Origin of the sequence: Billgrantia zhangzhouensis, assembly GCF_021404465.1 — a bacterium.
GTDB lineage: Bacteria > Pseudomonadota > Gammaproteobacteria > Pseudomonadales > Halomonadaceae > Halomonas > Halomonas zhangzhouensis.
Genome location: NZ_JABFTT010000002.1, coordinates 333,702 through 352,286, shown reverse-complemented (window position 1 = coordinate 352,286; position 18,585 = coordinate 333,702). Strand labels below are relative to the sequence as shown.

Genomic DNA, 18,585 nt, shown 5'->3' with positions numbered 1-18,585 from the left:
GCTCTCCTGGCGGCTGTCCGGTCTCGATCAGATGATGCCGGCCTGACGCAGTTTCGCCCGTGTGTCGGCGTCGATGCCCAGTTCGTCGAGCACCTCGTCGGTGTGCTGGCCCAGTCCCGGGCCACCCTCGCCGAGCCTTCCGGGAGTGGCGCTCAGCTTGGGCAGCACGCCCGGCACCTTGAGAAGCTTGCCGTTGGGGCGGGTAATGCTCTGGATCATCTCGCGTGCGAGATAGTGAGGGTCGTGGGCGATGTCGGCGGCGGTATAGGGGTAGCCGGCCGGTACCCGGGCGGCATCGAGCTGGGCGAGGATGTCGTCGCGTTCGCGCTCGAGGGTCCAGGCTTCGATGGCGGTATCGATGCGCTCTGCCTGCCGGGCGCGGCCGTCGTTGTGGGCCAACTCAGGATCGTCGCCAAGGTCCGGGCGCCCGATCACCTGCATCAAGCGCTTGAAGATGCTGTCGCCGTTGCCGGCGATCAGCACGTAGTCGCCGCTACGCGTGCGGTAGGCGTTCGAAGGCGTGATGCCGGGCAGTGCGCTGCCGCTTGGCTGGCGAATCTCGCCGCTGGCGTCGTACTCCGGCAGCAGGCTCTCCATCATGGCGAAGACCGACTCGTAGAGCGCGATATCGACCACCTGGCCCTGGCCGCTGCGGACGCGCTCCTGCAGGGCCAGCAGGGTACCGATGACGGCGTAGAGAGCCGACAGCGAGTCGCCGATGCTGACACCGACCCGCACCGAGGGTTGACCCGGGTGACCGGTCAGGAAGCGCAGGCCGCCCATGGCCTCGCCGATCACGCCGAAACCCGGCTTGTCGCGGTAGGGGCCGGTCTGGCCGTAGCCCGAGACGCGCACCATGATCAGCCCCGGGTTGAGGGTGCTGAGCGCGTCCCAGCCGAGCCCCCAGCCCTCCAGGGTGCCGGGGCGGAAGTTCTCGACCAGTACGTCCGCTTCGGCAACCAGACGACGCACCAGATCCTGCCCCTCCTGGCTGCGCAGGTCGAGAGACACCGAGCGCTTGTTGCGAGTCTGGACGTGCCACCACAGCGAGGTGTCGTCTTCTATCATTCGCCAACGACGAAGAGGGTCGCCGGTGCCGGGAGGTTCGACCTTGATCACGTCGGCGCCGAATTCGCCGAGTAGCTTGGTGGCGAAGGGGCCGGCGATCAGCTGGCCCAGCTCGAGTACTTTCAAGCCATCCAGCGGTAGGCGCCGGTCTTCCGATAATGCCATGGCAGCGACTCCTTGTGCGGAATTGGGTCAGGATGCGTGAGAACACCGGGCACAACAATTCAGGAAAGGGGAAGTCTGGATTCGTTTCTGGCGAAGCCTTGGCGTAACATGGGCGCTTTCACCACTCGCGGGGATGCTGCCGTGCGTCGATTCGACTTCGTCACCCTCAAGCTGTTCGTCTCGATCGCCGACGAGGGGCGTTTGACCGCTGCCGCCGAACGCGAGCACATGGCGCTGGCGGCCGTCAGCAAGCGCATCAGCGATCTCGAGTCGCTGGTGGGAACGGCGCTGCTGTATCGACGTCCCCGCGGCGTCGAGCTGACGCCTGCCGGGCATGCCTTCCTGCATCATGCGCGACGCATCCTCGAGAACATCGAACGGCTCTCCGCCGAACTCAGCGAGTATGGCGAGGGCGTCCGCGGCCATGTGCGCATCCACTCCAATACCTCGGCGATCATCGCCTTTCTGCCGCAGGACCTGAGCGCCTTTTCCCGCCAGTTCCCCCAGATCAAGATCGATCTCCAGGAACGGGTCAGTTCCGAAGTGATCGCCGCGGTGCGCGACGGCCTGACCGATATAGGAATCTTTGCCGGGCACGTGCCGTGCGATTGTCTGCAGATCCTGCCTTATCGCAGCGACCGGCTGGTGCTGATGACGCCACATGACCATCCCCTGGCCGGGCGCGAGTCGCTGCAATTGCTTGAAGCGACCCAATACGATTTCGTCGGCCTGCAGCAGGACGCCTCGTTGCAGACGCTGCTGCACGAGCAGGCCAGTCAGGCGGGCAAGACCCTGCGCATGCGTATCCAGGTACGCAGTTTCGATGCCATCTGCCGCATGATCCATCACGGCATGGGCGTCGGCGTACTGCCTGAGAAGACCATCTATCGCGATCTGCGCGACCTCAAGCTGCGCAGCATTCCGCTGAGCGATCCCTGGGCCCGGCGCGAGCTGGTGATCGGCATACGCCAGTACGAAGGGTTGCCGGTGATCGCCCGGCACCTGGTCGATCATCTGGTCGGCCGCGAGGCGTCACCCATCGCGCAGGATGGTGAACGGTGACCACTGCTGGCACAGAGGGGTGACTTCGAGCCGGGTGATGTTGACGTGGGATGGCAGTTCGGCGACATGCAACGCCTGTACGGCCACGTCGACGGGCTGCAGCGCTCGGGTGCCGGCGTAGTAGCGCTCGGCGAAGTCCCGGTCGCCCTTCATGCGGACCTCGGTGAATTCGCTCACGGTCATGCCCGGAGCCAGATCGGTGACTCGTACGCCTGAGCCGCTCACATCGCAGCGCAGGTTGTAGCTGAACTGTTCGACGAAGGCCTTCGAGGCGCCGTAGACATGGCCGCCAGGGTAGGGCGTGTGGCCGGCGATGGAGCCGATATTGATGATGGTGGCGCCCTCGCCATGGGCGATCAGCCTTGGCAACAGCAGTCTCGTGACCGTGACCAGGCCCTTGATGTTGGTGTCGATCATGGCGTGCCAGTCGTCGAGATCGGCATCCTGGGAAGGACCCTTGCCGAGCGCCAGGCCGGCGTTGTTGAGCAGCAGTCTGACGTCGTCGAAGGGGGCGGACAGCGAGTCGACGACGCGCTCGATGGCCTGGCGGTCGGTGACGTCAAGTGCGGCGACATGGATCGGGACCGCATCGCCGAGACGCTGGCGCAGCGCCTCCAGGCGGTCCCGGCGGCGGCCGGTGAGCACCAGCCCCCAGCCGGCCGCGGCGAAAGTCTCGGCACAGGCCTGGCCAATGCCCGAGGTGGCACCGGTGATGAAAGCGATGGGTGCGGTTTCGTGCATGATGAACCCTCATGAAGTGAAGCTTCATTGACGGATGCTCGTCTTTCTCAAGATATTAGCCATTGGTCGCAGTGTCTTGTGTCCATACGGCTGAGGAATGCCTTTCCTGATGGGCTTCAGAGCCATCGTCAATGGCGAAGGCAGCCTTCATCAAAATCGATTTGAGCGCAGCGAGTGCATGTTTCAAGATCACAGCACGCCATCACGATAACCATCACGACAATCAACATAACGATAACGATCAGGAGAGCACCCATGCGCAAGTCCCTCCTTGCCTCGTTGGCCACGCTTGGCATGTTGAGCGCCCCGTTCGCGCTCGCCAATACCATCGAGATCCAGGTCAACAACACCATGAGCGAAGGCGGCTCCGAGAGTGCTGCCGTCGAGCGCTTCGCCGAGTATCTGGAGGAGCAGGCGCCGGGACGCTTCAACGTACGCCCCTTCCTGGCCGGCTCTCTGGGCGGTGAGGACGCGGTACTGGAACTGCTCAACCTGGGGCAGACCCAGATCTCCATTACCGGCGGCAACTGGCGCCAGCAGTATGCTCCCGAGTATGACGCCATCACCGTGCCCTTCGTCTTCTCTACCTGGGAAGAAGTGGACGCCTACATGGAGAGCCCGTCGGGCCAGCGCCTGATCGAGCTGGCCGAAGATAAGGGCGGGCTCAAGTATTTCGGTACCCAGCATCGCGGCCCGCGCCACATGACCGCCAACAAGGCGATTCACACCCCCGACGATCTGCAAGGGTTCCGCCTGCGCCTGCCGTCGCTGCCGGTATGGCTCGAGGTGTGGGAGGAGATCGGTGCTCAGGTGGTCAACGTGCCGGCACCGGAAATCTACCTGGCCATGCAGACCCGTCAGGTCGATGGCCATGAGAACTCCTTGTCATCACCCTATACCCGGCGTCTGTGGGAAGTGCAGGATCACATTATCCTGACCAGCCACGTCATGTTCCCGTGGAACTGGGTGGCAAGCTCGCGCTGGTGGAGCGGACTCGATGCCGAAGACCAGGAACTGATCACCGAGGCCATCCATGTGGCTCGCCAGCACGGTTCCGAGGTGGAGCGTGAGTTCGACGAGTACTACCTCGAAGAGCTGGAGAAAGCGGGCATGACCATTATCGAGCCCGATGTGTCGCTTTTCCGCGAGGCGGCCATGCCGGCCATCGAGCGCGTCATGGCCGATATGGCTGATGGCGTGATGGATGATGCCATGGGCAATGGCGCGGCCGACTGACATCCGCGTGTCGAATCGAACGGCCAGCGGCGCCCCATCCGGGACGCCGCTGGCGTTTCCTGCCTGGAGGGAACCATCTTGACGTCTTCTTCAACGCCGCCCGAGAGTGGGCTGGACCGGGTTGCGTGTCATCTGCTGCGGGGGATTACCTTGGTCTGCGATATCGTGGGCGTATTGCTGCTGGCCGGCGTGCTGCTTTTGATCGTGGCCGCCGTGCTGGCGCGTGACGTGATTGGCTTGGGCATGCCATGGACGGAGGAGGTCGCCTCCATGCTGGCGATCTATGCCGTCGCCTTCGGCTCGCTGTCGGCTTGGGTGCGCTTCGAGCATCTTGTCGTCGATCTCTTCAGCCATAAGCTCAGCCCGTTGGCGCGTCACTTGCAGTACCGCCTGGTAGCGCTGCTCTCGTGCGGCTTCTTCGTGCTGGCGGCCTATGGCTCTCTCACGATGTCCATGGTCAGCGCCAACAACCGCACGGTGTCGTTGGGCATCAGCTTCAGCTACCTCTATTACGGCATCTTCATTGCTTTCGCCGGCATGGCCGTGTTGGCGTTATGGCAGGCACTGCGCGGACCGGTGTCGTGGCAGGCTTCCCTTCAGGCCGAGCAGGAGGCCAACTGATGCAGGAGCTCATGGTGTTCGTCGGCGGGCTGCTGCTGCTCATGGCCATCGGCCTGCCCGTCGTCGTGGCGATCGGTATCACCTCCTTCATTGCGCTGGCGGTTACCGGCACCGGCGGCCTGCCGGTGGAGTTGATGTCGCTGCGCATGGTGCAGACGCTGAACAATTTCACCTTGCTGGCGATACCGCTGTTCATCCTTGCCGCCAACATCATGAATACCGGCTCGACGACCACGCGGATCTTCGATTTCGCCACGGCGCTGGTAGGCTTTACCAAGGGTGGTCTGGGCCATGCCAACGTGGTCGCCAGCTCGATCTTCGCCACCATGTCGGGCACCGCGGTGGCCGATGCCGCCGGGCTTGGCAGCATCGAGATCAAGGCCATGAAGGAGCGTGGCTACGACCTGGGCTACTCGGCCGGCATCACCGCGGCCTCGAGTGTGATCGGACCGATTCTGCCGCCGAGCATTGCGCTGGTGGTGTATGGTTGGTTGGCTAACGTAAGCATCGGCGCCCTGTTCATGGCGGGGTTGGTGCCGGGTATCCTGATGGCGCTGCTGTTCATGGGGATGACGGTGGCGCTCGGTGCCGGAAAGCGCGTGGCCATGCCGCCGCCCGTGCCGTTCGATGGCCGAGAGGTACTGCGTACCGGTAGGCGTGCGCTCCTGCCGCTGATGATGCCGGCGATCATCGTTGGCGGCATCTGGACCGGACTCTTCACGCCTACCGAGGCCGGTGCCATCGCCTCGCTCTACGCCGTGGTGCTGGGTGGGCTGGTCTATCGCGATCTGTCGTGGCGCGACCTGTTCCATGCCTTCCGGCGCACGCTCATGTTCAGTGCCGCGATCCTGCTGATCATCGCCGTATCGAGCTTCTATGGCTGGATCCTGGTGCGCATCGGCATTCCCCAGGCCCTGGCGGCTCAGGTTGCCGGCATCGACATGCCAACGTTCATGCTGCTGCTGGCCTTCGCGCTGTTCTTCCTGCTGATCGGCTGTTTCATGTCGGTGATCGAGAGCATCCTGATCTTCACGCCCATCGTCGTGCCTGCCGCCCTGGCCGCCGGCCTCGATCCGATTCACTTCGGTATCGTCATGGTGATCACCTTGTCGGTGGGGGTCATCACACCGCCGTTCGGTACGGTGCTGTTCCTGATGGTCGGGATCACGCGACTGCGCTACTCGCAGATCGTCATCGCCATTCTCCCGTTTCTGATTCCGATACTGCTGACCATCCTGATCCTCATTGCCACGCCTGCTCTGGCGACCTGGCTGCCCCGCCTGACGGGATATTGAGAGGAACGAACCGGCGCCCGGGAGTGAACGCCCGACGCCGCCGTGGGTCTGAAGCGTTAACGTCGCAGGGGATCCGTCATGCTCGACACCATTCAGCGTTTCTTCCAACAGGCCCTGGCCGAGCCCGAGCGCTCGGACGATCCGGCCCCGACCCTGGAGCTTGCCACCGCCGCGCTGCTGTGCGAGGTGATGCGTGCCGACTACCATACCGATCAGGTGCAACTCGATGCATTGCGCCAATTGCTCATGCGTCGTTTCCAGCTTCCCGCCGCAGCCGTGGAGGAGTTGATGGAGATGGCGCGCGAGGAGGTGGAGCTCTCGGTCGATCACTATCAGTTCGTCAGCCTGATCAAGCAGCATTACGACTATGCCCAGCGCTGTGAGCTGGTGCGCATGATGTGGACGCTGGCCAATGCCGATGCCAACCACAACGCGCTCGAGGAGCATCGTATCCGCCGTCTGGCCGAGCTGCTGCACGTCAGCCATTCCGATTTCATCCGCACCAAGCTGCAGGTCCAGGGCCAAGTCGAGTAGGTTGCCTTGATCCAAGGCATGAAGAAGTGGATTTCAGGCGGTGTCCGCCCTGGTTGCACTGCTAGACTATGCGCTCTTTTTCCGGCAGAGGGCCGGTCGCAAAGGGAGGAGTGGCATGTCGCGTCAAACCGTCGTACTGGGAGCCGGCATGATTGGCGTCTCCATCGCCTGGCACCTGGCTCGTCGCGGCCGCTCAGTGCTGCTGGTCGATCGCCGCCCGCCCGGGCAGGAGACCTCCTATGGCAACGGTGGGCTGATCCAGCGCGAGGCGGTGCGACCCTATACCTTTCCCCGCGAGTTCGGCAAATTGCTCAGCGCACTACCCAACCGGCGGGTCGACATTCGCTATCGGCTGAGTGGCATGCTGCAGTTTGCCGGACCGCTGTACGGCTACTGGCGCTACTCGGCGCCGCGCCACTACGAGCGTATCGTTGCCGAGTACGCCTCATTGATCATGCTTTCTACCCAGGAGCACGCACCGATGATCGAGGCGGCCGGTGCCGCGGGGCTGATCGGCAAGGAGGGCTGGTTGGAAGTGCACCGTAGTCGAGCCGAACTCGAGCGTCGCCAGCGGGAGGCCGAGGATGCTGCAATGCGCTTCGGTGTCGCTCACGAGGCACTCGACGCCGTCGCGCTGGCCAGGCTCGAGCCGGATCTCAAGCCCGGCTTGGCCGGAGCCGTTCACTGGACCAACTCCTGGAGCGTGGCTGATCCGGGCGGGCTGGTGGCAGCCTATGCCGAAAGCTACAAGCGCCAGGGTGGGGAGTTCCTGCAGGCGAACATCGAGTGGGTGAGCCAGGCGGGGCAGGGCTGGCATGTCGAGACCGATAGCGGCAGCTACGAGGCCGACGAGGTGGTGGTGGCGCTGGGCCCGTGGGCGGGAGGTTGGCTCAGGGGGCTGGGCTATCACCTGCCCACGTTCGTCAAGCGGGGCTATCACATGCACTACGGCGCTGAACGGGAGAGGCGGTTGCGGCACTGGGTCGCCGATGCCGACATTGGCTATATCCTCGCGCCGATGCGTGCCGGCATCCGGCTGACCACAGGAGCCGAGCTGGCCCGTCTCGACGCGCCACCTTCGCAAGCGCAGTTGGATGCCGCCGAACGCCGGGCTCGAGAACTCTATCCCGCGCTTGGCGGGCGGCTGGAGGAGGCTCCGTGGAAGGGCGCACGCCCTTGTCTGCCGGACATGAAGCCGATCATCGGCCCTGCGCCGCGCCACAAGGGGCTATGGCTCGCCTTTGGGCACGGCCACCAAGGCTTTACCATGGGGCCGGCGACCGGGCGCCTGATGGCGGAGATGATGGAGGGGGAGCCGACAGCGGTCGATATGGCACCGTTCCGTGCGGACCGCTTCTAGCCCCTAGCCCCTGTTTCACCCGGCGCGATTGCGCCGCCGGCGCCACTGGTGGTGGATTGACTTGATCAACAGGGTCATTACATAGACCACCCAGCCGGCGGTGGCCAGCACGTTGAACAGCAGCATCTTCTGCTGGCCGCTCATGGGGGCGAACAGGGTCTCGATGAGCATGCCGAGGAGCAGGGCAAGCGCCATCGGCAGGGCGAGAATATGCATCCACATTTCGGTGCGCCGCTTGCGTACGTGGTAGCGGCTGAGATGAACGCGAAACGGGCGATGCATGAAGCTGACCAGGATCATGGCGCCGAGGGCGAGGATGGCGGCCAGGGTGGGCTCGACGCTGTCCATCCTGGCCGAGACGCTGATCGACCAGAAGAACACGACCCACATCAGCCCGGCCAGGATGGCGACGATATCGGCGTAGTGGCGAACCCGGGGCATTGGCAAGGTCTCATGCGATAAAAACGGCGTCGATGATACGGCAAATCGACTCGACATGCTGCCGTCGCGCCGAAATTGTCGGCTCAGTTCCCGCCACCCGGGCAACCGGACGCGACCTTCCGGTATACTCTGGCTTCGACATTCCAGTTGAACCACAGGATACGCCGTGAACGCAATCACCCTGACCCGCCCCGATGATTGGCACCTGCACCTGCGCGATGGTGAGGCGCTCGAGGCCGTGGTGCCTGCCACTGCCCGTCAGATGGGACGTGCGATCATCATGCCCAACCTCAAGCCGCCAGTCACGACGACCGAGCAGGCCTTGAGCTATCGTGAGCGGATCCTGGCCGCGCGCCCGCAAGGTTTAGCCTTCGAGCCGTTGATGACGCTGTATCTCACCGATAACACGCCGGCCGAGGAGATCGAGCGTGCCGTGGCGAGCGGCAGGGTGCATGCAGTGAAGCTCTACCCCGCGGGTGCCACGACCAACTCGGATTCGGGTGTGACCGACGTCGCGCACTGTGACGCAACGATCGCCACCATGGCGCGCCTGGGGCTGCCGCTGCTGGTACACGGCGAGGTTACCGATGCCGAGATCGATATCTTCGATCGCGAGGCGGTTTTCATCGAGCGAGTGATGAAGCCGCTGCTCGAGCGCCACCCCACTCTGAAGGTGGTATTCGAGCACATCACCACGGCGGATGCTGCCGCATTCGTTGCCCAGGCACCGGCCAATGTGGCAGCGACTATCACGGCTCACCATTTATTGTTCAACCGTAACCATATGCTGACCGGCGGCATTCGCCCCCACTACTACTGCCTGCCGATCCTAAAGCGCGAGCGTCACCGCGAGGCACTGCTGGCTGCTGCCACCTCGGGCAGCGGCAAGTTCTTCCTTGGTACCGATAGCGCCCCTCATGCCCAGGGCGACAAGGAGTCGGCCTGCGGCTGTGCCGGCGCCTACACCGCGCCGGCGGCGATCGAGCTGTACGCCACGGCCTTCGAGCAGGCCGGGGCGCTGGATCGACTGGAAGGGTTCGCCAGTCATTTCGGGCCCGATTTCTACGGCCTTCCGCGCAATGGCGACACGATCACGCTGGTGCGTGAGGAGTGGAGGCTGCCCGACTCGTTACCCTATGCCGGCGGCCAGCGCATCGTACCGCTCAAGGCGGGGGAGATGCTCGCCTGGAAGCTCCAGGCGTAACTGTTCTCCTTCTCTTTCTTGACGCAACGGCCACCCTTGAGGCGGCCGCTGCGTCGTTGGCCCAATGACGGTTGATAATCTGCATTGCCAGCCGACCCAGGCAATCGCTGGGTGCGGTTCAGCGATGGGCTCATCGGGGGGTGAGTTCAGGTTCCGCCTGAGGAGCAAGCCGTGCGACCATGGCTTCGACCATGCGCGCCGAGTGCGCGGCAGCCTTGTCGAGGAATTGCTCGAAGGATATGTGGTTGTCGCCGCTGCCGGGGATGTCGGAAAGGGCACGAATGACCACGAACGGGCAGCCGTACAGGTGGCAAGTCTGGGCGATGGCAGCGGCCTCCATCTCGGCTGCCAGCATGGTGGGGAAGCGCGAGCGGGTCTTGGCCACCAGCTCGGGGCAGGCCATGAAGACATCGCCGGTGGCGATCAGGCCCTCGGTCACCTTGACCTCGCCCAGTTCCTCGACGCACTCCCTGGCAAGGGCGACTAGGCGTTCGTCAGGGAGATAGGCGGCCGGCATCTGTGGTACCTGGCCGTGTTCGTAGCCAAATGCCACGGCATCCACGTCGTGGTGGCGCACCTCGCTCGATACCACCACGTCGCCGATCTCTAGCCCCTCACCGAAACCGCCAGCCGAGCCGGTATTGATGATGGCCTCAGGCTGGTACATGTCGAGCAGCAGGGTAGTGCCGATGGCGGCGTTGACCTTGCCGATGCCCGACTGGAGCACCACGACATCGGCGCCGTGCAGCTTGCCTTGGTGAAAGGTGCAGCCCACGTGGGTACGAGTGCTGCGTCCCTCCAGCCGTGCAGCGAGGCGGTCTACCTCCTGGGCCATGGCGCCAATGATGCCGATGCGTTTCATTTGCTCCCGATTCTCCGATATTGACGGAGCGCGCATTCTATCCGAGCCGCACGCCAATGTCAGGCCTGGTTCAGGAGGAGGCGGTTTCCAGCTCCATGGCGTCATGGCGTTCGGCTGCGAACAGGGTATTCTCCAGCAGCGAAGCGACCGTCATCGGCCCTACGCCTCCCGGCACCGGAGTGATCCAGGCGGCGCGCTCGGCGGCTGGGCCGAACTCCACGTCTCCGACCAGCCGTCCGTCTTCCTCCCGGTTGATCCCCACATCGATGACGATCGCCCCGTCGCGGACCCACTCGCCCTTTACCAGGCCGGGGGTGCCGACCGCGACGACCAGCAGTTCGGCCCGGCGTACGTGCGATTCCAGTTCTCGCGTGAAGCGGTGGCAAACGGTGGTGGTGCAGCCCGCCAGCATCAGTTCGAGCGCCATGGGGCGTCCGACGATGTTGGATGCGCCAACTACGGTGGCGTCCATTCCTCGTACCTTCAGGCCACTGGCCTGTAGCAGCGTCATGATGCCCTTGGGCGTACAGGGGCGAAGGACCGGTAGACGCTGGGCCAGGCGGCCGAGGTTGTAGGGGTGGAATCCGTCGACGTCCTTGTGCGGCAGGATGCGCTCGAGGATCGGGCGGGCATCCAGGTGGGCGGGCAACGGTAGCTGCAGCAGAATTCCATCGATGCGCTTGTCGGCATTGAGCTCGTCGATGAGTTGCTCGAGCGCCTGCTGCGAAGTGTCGCCGGGCAGCGCATGACGAAAGGAGAGAATGCCGGCCTGCTCGCAGGCGCGATGCTTGTTACTCACGTAGACGTGGGAAGCCGGGTCGTCGCCCACCAGGACGACGGCGAGACCGGGGACGCGCTTGCCCTCGCTGCGGCGCGTTTCCACCTGGCGCGCAACCTGTTCACGGACCTGAGCGGCTATGGCCTTGCCATCGATGAGTTGGGCAGTCATCGTGTCTCCCCCTGACGAGTGGTGTGTGCGGCGCTGGCGAGGCCGGCGGTGAATTCGAAGGGGCCGATTTTCGCATGACGCGCCTCCCAGGCAAAGCGCAAAAGCCCCGTTGTGTCAGGAAGCTATTGACCGCAGGCGATTCTCGCGTAGAATACGCAGCGCTCGGTGAGGCCCGCTCTGCGGTGTCGAGGTCGAGCGAAGGCCGGCGGGGTGTAGCGCAGTCTGGTAGCGCGCCTGCTTTGGGAGCAGGATGTCGGGGGTTCGAATCCCTCCACCCCGACCACAACCTTTTGTTTATGCTGGGAAAAAAGCGAAACGGGGTTGCGGTCAGTTGGCATGGAACGTAGAATGCGCCCATAGCTCAACCGGATAGAGCAACGGCCTTCTAAGCCGTAGGTTGCAGGTTCGAGTCCTGCTGGGCGTGCCACGCTTCCAGGCAGGGCGGCCTCCGGTTCGAGGATGGTGTCTCGGGTGTTGTTTGCTCGAAGTGCTGTTCTTGATCTTGAAATGGCGTTACTTGTGGGCGTCATTTGTAGTGACGCAGCGTCGATACGGTGGATGTAGCTCAGTGGTAGAGCCCCGGATTGTGGCTCCGGTGGTCGTGGGTTCGATCCCCATCATCCACCCCAATCGGCCGGTATTTCGTTGAGCGATACGCTTGATTCTGCAATGGTGGATGTAGCTCAGTGGTAGAGCCCCGGATTGTGGCTCCGGTGGTCGTGGGTTCGATCCCCATCATCCACCCCATTGCACCAGTCTTTGCCTGGTTTCCTTTCGTGTTTTCTGCCTGCCCGGTCGAGTTGTCTTGCCCGGGTGTCGGTCGTTGATGGTCGTGTGTGCTCGCCTGGCGGTGAGCTTGTCCGGCAGACTGCCGACCCCTTGTAAAACCCGCGATCGCCCCCACTCTGTATGGCGTAACGCTTGCCAGCGTAGGGCGGGATTCTTAGAATCTCTCTTTTACATTCCACGCTTTCCTAGAACGCCCCAGTCGGTAGAGGACCATTCATGCAAGTTTCCGTCGAAACGACCTCCCAGATCGAGCGCCGTGTCACGTTCCAGGTGCCGGCCGCCGAGGTCGACGAGGCCGTCGAAGCCCGCCTCAAGGACACGGCGAAGAACATTCGCCTCAACGGTTTCCGCAAGGGCCGGGTACCCATGTCCGTGGTGCGCCAGCGTTACGGCCGCGGCGTGCGCGACGAGGTCGTGGGCGAACTGATGCGTGAGCGTTATGTGCGTGCCATCACTGAGCAGAACCTCAATCCGGCCGGCTTCCCGAGCATCGAGCCCAAGGTCGACGAGGCGGGCAAGGATCTTGAGTTCGTGGCCTCCCTCGAGGTTTACCCCGAGGTCGAGCTGGCCTCGATCGAAGGTACCGAGGTCGAGCGCCCGGTGGTGGAAGTGAGCGATGCCGATCTCGAGGAGATGGTCGAGACCCTGCGTAAGCAGAACGCCACGTGGGAAGAGGTCGAGCGGGCTGCCGAAGAGGGCGACCAGGTCAAGATCGATTTCCAGGGCTTCCTTGGCGACGAGCCCTTCGAGGGTGGTAGTGCCGAAGGGCACGATCTGGTGCTTGGTTCCGGCAACTTCATCCCGGGGTTCGAGGATCAGCTCATTGGCGCCAAGGCTGGCGAGGAGAAGGAGATCAAGGTCACCTTCCCCGAGGATTACCAGGCTGAACACCTGGCTGGCCAGGACGCCACCTTCAAGGTCAAGGTGCATGCGGTCCAGGGGCAGGCTCTGCCTGAGGTCGACGAGGCGTTCATCAAGCGCTTCGGCGTTGAAGACGGCGACGCCGAGAAATTCCGCGCCGAAGTCAAGAAGAACATGTCCCGCGAGGCCAAGCAGGCCGTCGACAATCGGGTCAAGCAGCAGGTTCTCGAGGCCCTGAAGAAGGCCAACGACATTCCGGTGCCCCAGGCACTGGTCCAGCAGGAAACCGATGCGCTCAAGCGTCAGGCGGCGCAGCAATTCGGGCTGGGCGAGGATTTCGACGTTTCCCAGTTGCCCAACGAACTGTTCTCCGAGCAGGCCAAGAGCCGCGTTCAGGTCGGCCTGCTGCTGGCCGAGGTGATCAAGTCGAACGAGCTCGATGCCAGCGACGACGAGATCCGCGCCAAGGTCGGGGAACTGGCCGAACAGTACCAGGAGCCGCAGCAGGTCGTTGACTACTATATGGGCAACGACCAGCTCAAGACTCAGGTCAAGTCGGCTATCCTCGAAGAAAAGGCCGTCGACAAGCTGCTGGAGCAGGCCTCGGTCAAGGATGTCGAAATGAGCTATCAGCAGGCCCTGGCCGCCGCCCAGCAGGGTGACCAGGAGAGCGAGGAAGGCGAAGGCGAGGAAGCCAAGGGCTGATTGGCGACCTGAGGGTTTTCGCCGGTCACCTCGCTGGTGGCCGGCGGAGATGCCGCTTTCATTCATCGGATGCAAGGACATCACACTGATGAGCAACGAGTTCGAGACCCGAAACGCCGGCGGCTTGGTGCCAATGGTCGTAGAGCAGAGCGCGCGTGGCGAGCGGGCCTACGATATCTACTCCAGGCTGCTGAAGGAGCGTGTGATCTTTCTGGTGGGTCCGGTGGAAGATCATATGGCCAACCTGATCGTGGCGCAGCTGCTCTTCCTTGAATCCGAGAACCCGGACAAGGACATACACCTTTATATCAATTCGCCTGGTGGTTCAGTGACGGCCGGTATGGCGATGTACGACACCATGCAGTTCATCAAGCCTGACGTGTCCACCGTGTGCATCGGCCAGGCTGCCAGCATGGGCGCCTTGCTGCTGGCCGGCGGCACGGCGGGCAAGCGCTATTGCTTGCCGCATTCGCGCATGATGATCCACCAGCCGCTGGGGGGCTACCAGGGGCAGGCTTCGGACATCGAGATTCATACCCGCGAGATCCTGGGGATTCGGGACAAGCTGAACCATATCCTGGCCCACCACACCGGGCAGGATATCGATACCATCGCTCGAGATACCGACCGCGACAATTTCATGAGCGGCACTCAGGCGGTGGAATACGGTCTGATCGACGCCGTACTGGATAAGCGGCCCACATCCTGATAGCGTGAAATCAAGCACGCTTCAACTACGTGATTACCGGCGGCCGATCTGGCCGCCGAAGTGACAGAGGTACGCGAATGGCCGACGGCAAAGGCAAGGACGAAGGCGGCAAGCTGCTTTACTGCTCGTTCTGCGGCAAGAATCAGAACGAAGTACGCAAGCTGATTGCAGGCCCGTCCGTTTATATCTGCGACGAGTGTGTCGATCTCTGCAACGACATCATTCGCGAGGAAGTTCTCGATGCCGATGCCGAGAGCGATGAGGAGCGTCTTCCCGTTCCCCGCGAGATTCGTCGCACCCTGGATGAGTATGTGATCGGTCAGGACCGCGCCAAGACGGTGCTTTCCGTGGCGGTCTACAATCACTACAAGCGTCTGCGCGCTGGCGTCAAGGGCGACGACGTGGAGCTTGGCAAATCCAATATTCTACTGATCGGGCCTACCGGCAGTGGCAAGACGCTGTTGGCCGAGACCATGGCGCGCCTGCTCAACGTGCCCTTCACCATCGCCGATGCGACTACGTTGACCGAAGCGGGTTACGTAGGCGAGGACGTCGAGAACATCATCCAGAAGTTGCTGCAAAAGTGCGATTACGATGTGGAGAAGGCCCAGCGTGGCATTGTTTACATCGACGAAATCGACAAGATCTCGCGCAAGTCGGATAACCCCTCGATCACCCGCGATGTGTCGGGCGAGGGTGTGCAGCAGGCCCTGCTCAAGCTGATCGAAGGCACCACAGCGTCCGTGCCACCACAGGGTGGCCGCAAGCATCCGCAGCAGGAGTTCCTGCAGGTCGATACCGGCAACATCCTGTTCATCGTTGGCGGCGCCTTTGCCGGGCTGGACAAGGTGATTCGCGATCGTGCCGAGAAGGGCGGTATCGGCTTCAGTGCCGAGGTGAAGAGCAAGGACGAGACCAAGGGGGTGGGTGATTTGCTTGCCGACGTCGAGCCGGAGGATCTGGTCAAGTTCGGCCTGATTCCGGAGTTCGTTGGCCGCCTGCCGGTCATCGCTACCCTGACTGAGCTCAATGAAGATGCATTGATCCAGATTCTTACCGAACCCAAGAACTCTCTGGTCAAGCAGTACGCCCGCCTGTTCGACATGGAGGGCGTCGAGCTGGAGTTCCGCGAGGACGCCCTGCGTGCCGTGGCGGCCAAGGCGATGGCGCGCAAGACCGGCGCCCGTGGGCTGCGCTCCATCCTTGAGTCGGTACTGCTCGATACCATGTACGAAATACCCTCGATGGAGGGAGTCTCGAAGGTGGTCATCGATGCATCGGTCATCGCCGGCGAGAGCGACCCCTTGCTGATCTATTCGCAGCAGGACCAGCGGGTCGACGGTACTGACGGCTGAAGCTGGGCGGCGAGCCGCTGCCAGCCCATGACGGAAAGGGGTCGCTCGGGCGGCCCCTTTCCATGTTCGCCAGCCCCTTGCAATGGGGGTGCCGTGCCCCAATCCCCCCTGTATCCACCGATTTCTGTTTGAGGAACGTCTGCGATGCAGCAGAACGCCGTTCAGACCCTGAGTCTGCCCCTACTGCCACTGCGGGACGTAGTCGTCTATCCGCAGATGGTGATCCCGCTGTTCGTCGGCCGCGAGAAGTCGATCCAGGCCCTCGATGCGGCCATGGCGGCCGACAAACGCGTGCTGCTGGTTGCCCAGCGCGAGGCTGGGCAGGATGACCCGGGAACCGACGATCTTTTCACCATCGGTACCGTTGCTGAAATCATGCAACTGCTCAAGCTGCCCGATGGCACCGTCAAGGTGCTGATCGAGGGCGTGTCGCGGGCGGACTTGCGTGAAGTTCACCATACCGATCAGGGCCACAGCGTGGCCGAGGCGGTACTGCGCGACAGCGAACCCCTGAGCGAGCGTGAGCAGGAAGCGCTGGTGCGGGTGCTGCTCAATCAGTTCGAGCAGTACGTCAAGCTCTCCAAGAAAGTCCCCAACGAGGTACTCAACTCGCTTTCGGGCATCGAAGACCCGAGTCGTCTCGTCGACACGATCTGTGCTCATCTCTCGCTCAAGATCCAGGACAAGCAGCAACTACTGGAAATGGATCGTGTGCGTGAGCGCATCGAGCATCTCATGGCGCTGATCGAATCCGAGATCGATCTGCTCCAAGTGGAGAAGCGCATTCGATCCCGCGTGAAGGACCAGATGGAGAAGTCCCAGCGTGAGTACTATCTCAACGAGCAGATGAAGGCCATCCAGAAGGAGATGGGCGAGCTCGAGAACGTGCCCAACGAGGCCGAGAAGTACGAGCGTGCGATCGAAGAATCGGGCATGCCCAAGGAAGCGCGCGACAAAGCCGTGCAGGAGCTCGGCAAACTGAAGATGATGTCGCCGAGCTCTGCCGAGGCTACGGTGGTGCGCTCCTATCTGGACTGGCTGGTGTCGGTGCCGTGGAAGAAGCGTACCCGGGTCAAGCATGACCTGATACACGCCCATAAGGTACTGGACGAGGACCACTACGGTCTCGATGAAGTCAAGGAGCGCATCCTCGAATACCTGGCGGTGCAGAAGCGGGTCAAGAAGCTCAAGGGGCCGGTGCTGTGCCTGGTGGGACCGCCGGGGGTGGGCAAGACCTCGCTCGGCCAGTCGATCGCTCGGGCCACCAACCGCAAGTACGTGCGCCTGGCCTTGGGTGGCGTGCGCGACGAATCCGAGATCCGCGGTCATCGCCGCACCTACATCGGTTCGCTGCCGGGCAAGCTGATTCAGCGCATGAGCAAGGCCGAGGTCAAGAATCCGTTGTTCCTGCTCGACGAAGTCGACAAGATCGGCATGGATCACCGTGGCGATCCCGCCTCGGCGCTGCTCGAAGTGCTTGATCCGGAGCAAAACGACAAGTTCAGCGATCACTATCTGGAGCTGGATTACGATCTCTCCGAGGTGATGTTCATCTGTACCGCCAATTCGATGAACATTCCCGGCCCGTTGCTGGATCGCATGGAGGTCATTCGTCTGCCGGGGTATACCGAGGACGAGAAGCAGGCCATCGCGCGCCGTTACCTGGTGCCCAAGCAGTTGAACTCCAACGGTTTCAAGGACGAGGAACTGAGCTTCTCCGACGAGTCGCTGCTGGAGCTGATCCGCTACTACACCCGTGAGGCGGGGGTGCGTGAGTTGGAGCGGCAGATCGCCAAGGTGTGTCGCAAGGTCCTGCGCGAGCGGCTCGAGCACGAGGGCAAGGGCGCCCAGGCGCCGGTGATGCTGACGGCGGCCGATATCGAGACCTATGCCGGCGTACGACGTTACAGCTATGGCCTGGCCGACAAGGAGGATCAGGTGGGGCGCGTGACCGGCCTGGCCTGGACCTCGGTGGGAGGCGAGCTGCTCAATATCGAATCGGTGGTCACGCCGGGCAAGGGGCGGATCAACAAGACCGGCTCGCTGGGCGACGTGATGAAGGAGTCCGTCAGTGCTGCCCACACCGTGGTGCGGGCGCGTGCCAGTACGCTGGGTATCGATCCGGAGCGCTTCGAGAAGGAAGACCTGCATATCCACGTGCCGGAAGGCGCCACGCCCAAGGATGGCCCCAGCGCCGGTATTGCCATGGTCACGGCCATGGTGTCCGCGTATACCGGCCGTCCGGTACGCTGTGACCTGGCCATGACCGGTGAAGTGAATCTGCGGGGCGAGGTGATGCCGATCGGGGGGCTAAAGGAGAAATTGCTGGCAGCACGGCGCGGTGGTATAAAGATTGTGCTCATTCCGGAAGAGAACCGCCGGGACCTCAAGGAGGTGCCGGATAATATCAAGGACGCGCTGGATGTCCGGCCCGTCCGTTGGATCGACGAGGTACTGGAGGCGGCCCTGGCAGAAAGGGCCGGCAATGGTGGAGAAGAATCACGAACGGAAGATTCCGCTTCTTCTTCCAGCATGATCAGTACACATTAACGATAATTGCTGTGTCATGTCGGGGTCGGAATTCCCGGCATGACGCGGTTTGGCGCCGCAGTTGCTTGACACCTCTTT

Annotated in this window: 16 protein-coding genes and 4 tRNA genes; 15 read left to right on the top strand and 5 right to left on the bottom strand. The window is 62.9% G+C overall.

What is annotated here, in order from left to right; genetic code table 11:
• Positions 1-27 precede the first annotated feature (27 nt).
• Positions 28-1,233 (bottom strand): CaiB/BaiF CoA transferase family protein, encoded by a 1,206-nt coding sequence (locus HOP51_RS03545; protein ID WP_234272560.1) that lies wholly within the window; start codon positions 1,231-1,233, stop codon positions 28-30.
• A 141-nt stretch (positions 1,234-1,374) separates the two neighbouring features.
• Between HOP51_RS03545 and HOP51_RS03540 the strand changes: the two genes are divergently transcribed.
• Positions 1,375-2,295, top strand: a complete 921-nt coding sequence (locus HOP51_RS03540) for a LysR family transcriptional regulator (protein ID WP_234272559.1) — start codon at positions 1,375-1,377, stop codon at positions 2,293-2,295.
• Here HOP51_RS03540 and HOP51_RS03535 read toward each other — a convergent pair.
• Complete coding sequence (locus HOP51_RS03535) at positions 2,266-3,036, bottom strand: SDR family NAD(P)-dependent oxidoreductase (protein WP_234272558.1); 771 nt, start codon at positions 3,034-3,036, stop codon at positions 2,266-2,268. The genes HOP51_RS03540 and HOP51_RS03535 overlap by 30 nt on opposite strands.
• Before the next feature lie 255 nt (positions 3,037-3,291).
• On the opposite strand from HOP51_RS03535, the gene HOP51_RS03530 reads away from it, so the two are divergent.
• The 5 genes from HOP51_RS03530 to HOP51_RS03510 all read left to right on the top strand — a co-directional run bounded on the left by HOP51_RS03530 (position 3,292) and on the right by HOP51_RS03510 (position 8,082).
• Positions 3,292-4,272, top strand: coding sequence for a TRAP transporter substrate-binding protein (locus tag HOP51_RS03530; RefSeq protein WP_234272557.1), 981 nt, complete (start codon positions 3,292-3,294; stop codon positions 4,270-4,272).
• A 78-nt stretch (positions 4,273-4,350) separates the two neighbouring features.
• Positions 4,351-4,893, top strand: a complete 543-nt coding sequence (locus HOP51_RS03525) for a TRAP transporter small permease (protein WP_234272556.1) — start codon at positions 4,351-4,353, stop codon at positions 4,891-4,893.
• Positions 4,893-6,188 carry a TRAP transporter large permease gene (locus HOP51_RS03520; RefSeq protein WP_234272555.1) on the top strand — a complete coding sequence of 432 codons (1,296 nt, stop codon included), beginning with the start codon at positions 4,893-4,895 and terminating at the stop codon, positions 6,186-6,188. The genes HOP51_RS03525 and HOP51_RS03520 overlap by 1 nt, the downstream gene beginning before the upstream one ends.
• Before the next feature lie 78 nt (positions 6,189-6,266).
• Positions 6,267-6,722 carry a tellurite resistance TerB family protein gene (locus HOP51_RS03515; protein ID WP_234272554.1) on the top strand — a complete coding sequence of 152 codons (456 nt, stop codon included), beginning with the start codon at positions 6,267-6,269 and terminating at the stop codon, positions 6,720-6,722.
• A 115-nt stretch (positions 6,723-6,837) separates the two neighbouring features.
• On the top strand, positions 6,838-8,082 hold the full coding sequence (locus HOP51_RS03510; RefSeq protein ID WP_234272553.1) for an NAD(P)/FAD-dependent oxidoreductase: 1,245 nt from the start codon (positions 6,838-6,840) through the stop codon (positions 8,080-8,082).
• A gap of 15 nt (positions 8,083-8,097) precedes the next feature.
• Here HOP51_RS03510 and HOP51_RS03505 read toward each other — a convergent pair whose 3' ends face one another.
• Complete coding sequence (locus tag HOP51_RS03505; RefSeq protein WP_159551950.1) at positions 8,098-8,523, bottom strand: hypothetical protein; 426 nt, start codon at positions 8,521-8,523, stop codon at positions 8,098-8,100.
• Between the two features lie 166 nt (positions 8,524-8,689).
• Between HOP51_RS03505 and pyrC the strand changes: the two genes are divergently transcribed.
• Positions 8,690-9,727, top strand: coding sequence for a dihydroorotase (gene pyrC / locus HOP51_RS03500; protein WP_234272552.1), 1,038 nt, complete (start codon positions 8,690-8,692; stop codon positions 9,725-9,727).
• Between the two features lie 130 nt (positions 9,728-9,857).
• Here the strand turns inward: pyrC and mtnN are convergent, their stop codons facing one another.
• Positions 9,858-10,589, bottom strand: a complete 732-nt coding sequence (gene mtnN, locus HOP51_RS03495) for a 5'-methylthioadenosine/S-adenosylhomocysteine nucleosidase (RefSeq protein WP_234272551.1) — start codon at positions 10,587-10,589, stop codon at positions 9,858-9,860.
• Between the two features lie 70 nt (positions 10,590-10,659).
• The gene (folD, locus tag HOP51_RS03490; protein WP_234272550.1) at positions 10,660-11,538 is read right to left on the bottom strand and encodes a bifunctional methylenetetrahydrofolate dehydrogenase/methenyltetrahydrofolate cyclohydrolase FolD; all 879 of its coding nucleotides are present in this window, start codon (positions 11,536-11,538) and stop codon (positions 10,660-10,662) included.
• A gap of 206 nt (positions 11,539-11,744) precedes the next feature.
• Between folD and HOP51_RS03485 the strand changes: the two genes are divergently transcribed.
• The 8 genes from HOP51_RS03485 (at position 11,745) to lon (ending at position 18,507) form a co-directional block, all read left to right on the top strand.
• Positions 11,745-11,821 (top strand) — tRNA-Pro (locus tag HOP51_RS03485).
• Positions 11,822-11,888: 67 nt separating this feature from the next.
• Positions 11,889-11,965 (top strand) — tRNA-Arg (locus HOP51_RS03480).
• Between the two features lie 127 nt (positions 11,966-12,092).
• Positions 12,093-12,167, top strand: a tRNA-His gene (locus HOP51_RS03475).
• Between the two features lie 43 nt (positions 12,168-12,210).
• A tRNA-His gene (locus tag HOP51_RS03470) sits at positions 12,211-12,285 on the top strand.
• Between the two features lie 258 nt (positions 12,286-12,543).
• Positions 12,544-13,893, top strand: a complete 1,350-nt coding sequence (tig, locus tag HOP51_RS03465; RefSeq protein WP_234272549.1) for a trigger factor — start codon at positions 12,544-12,546, stop codon at positions 13,891-13,893.
• Positions 13,894-13,981: 88 nt separating this feature from the next.
• Positions 13,982-14,602, top strand: a complete 621-nt coding sequence (gene clpP, locus HOP51_RS03460; protein WP_234272548.1) for an ATP-dependent Clp endopeptidase proteolytic subunit ClpP — start codon at positions 13,982-13,984, stop codon at positions 14,600-14,602.
• Between the two features lie 77 nt (positions 14,603-14,679).
• The gene (gene clpX / locus HOP51_RS03455; protein WP_234272547.1) at positions 14,680-15,957 is read left to right on the top strand and encodes an ATP-dependent Clp protease ATP-binding subunit ClpX; all 1,278 of its coding nucleotides are present in this window, start codon (positions 14,680-14,682) and stop codon (positions 15,955-15,957) included.
• 144 nt (positions 15,958-16,101) lie between these two features.
• Positions 16,102-18,507 carry an endopeptidase La gene (gene lon / locus HOP51_RS03450; RefSeq protein WP_234272546.1) on the top strand — a complete coding sequence of 802 codons (2,406 nt, stop codon included), beginning with the start codon at positions 16,102-16,104 and terminating at the stop codon, positions 18,505-18,507.
• Positions 18,508-18,585 lie beyond the last annotated feature (78 nt).

Coding starts and splice junctions, on each gene's coding strand:
- folD (WP_234272550.1), bottom strand. CDS start 11,538: ATGACTGCCCAACTCATCGATGGCAAGGCCATAGCCGCTCAGGTCCGT.
- mtnN (WP_234272551.1), bottom strand. CDS start 10,589: ATGAAACGCATCGGCATCATTGGCGCCATGGCCCAGGAGGTAGACCGC.
- HOP51_RS03535 (WP_234272558.1), bottom strand. CDS start 3,036: ATGCACGAAACCGCACCCATCGCTTTCATCACCGGTGCCACCTCGGGC.
- HOP51_RS03510 (WP_234272553.1), top strand. CDS start 6,838: ATGTCGCGTCAAACCGTCGTACTGGGAGCCGGCATGATTGGCGTCTCC.
- clpP (WP_234272548.1), top strand. CDS start 13,982: ATGAGCAACGAGTTCGAGACCCGAAACGCCGGCGGCTTGGTGCCAATG.
- HOP51_RS03520 (WP_234272555.1), top strand. CDS start 4,893: ATGCAGGAGCTCATGGTGTTCGTCGGCGGGCTGCTGCTGCTCATGGCC.
- clpX (WP_234272547.1), top strand. CDS start 14,680: ATGGCCGACGGCAAAGGCAAGGACGAAGGCGGCAAGCTGCTTTACTGC.
- HOP51_RS03505 (WP_159551950.1), bottom strand. CDS start 8,523: ATGCCCCGGGTTCGCCACTACGCCGATATCGTCGCCATCCTGGCCGGG.
- lon (WP_234272546.1), top strand. CDS start 16,102: ATGCAGCAGAACGCCGTTCAGACCCTGAGTCTGCCCCTACTGCCACTG.
- HOP51_RS03545 (WP_234272560.1), bottom strand. CDS start 1,233: ATGGCATTATCGGAAGACCGGCGCCTACCGCTGGATGGCTTGAAAGTA.
- HOP51_RS03515 (WP_234272554.1), top strand. CDS start 6,267: ATGCTCGACACCATTCAGCGTTTCTTCCAACAGGCCCTGGCCGAGCCC.
- tig (WP_234272549.1), top strand. CDS start 12,544: ATGCAAGTTTCCGTCGAAACGACCTCCCAGATCGAGCGCCGTGTCACG.
- HOP51_RS03530 (WP_234272557.1), top strand. CDS start 3,292: ATGCGCAAGTCCCTCCTTGCCTCGTTGGCCACGCTTGGCATGTTGAGC.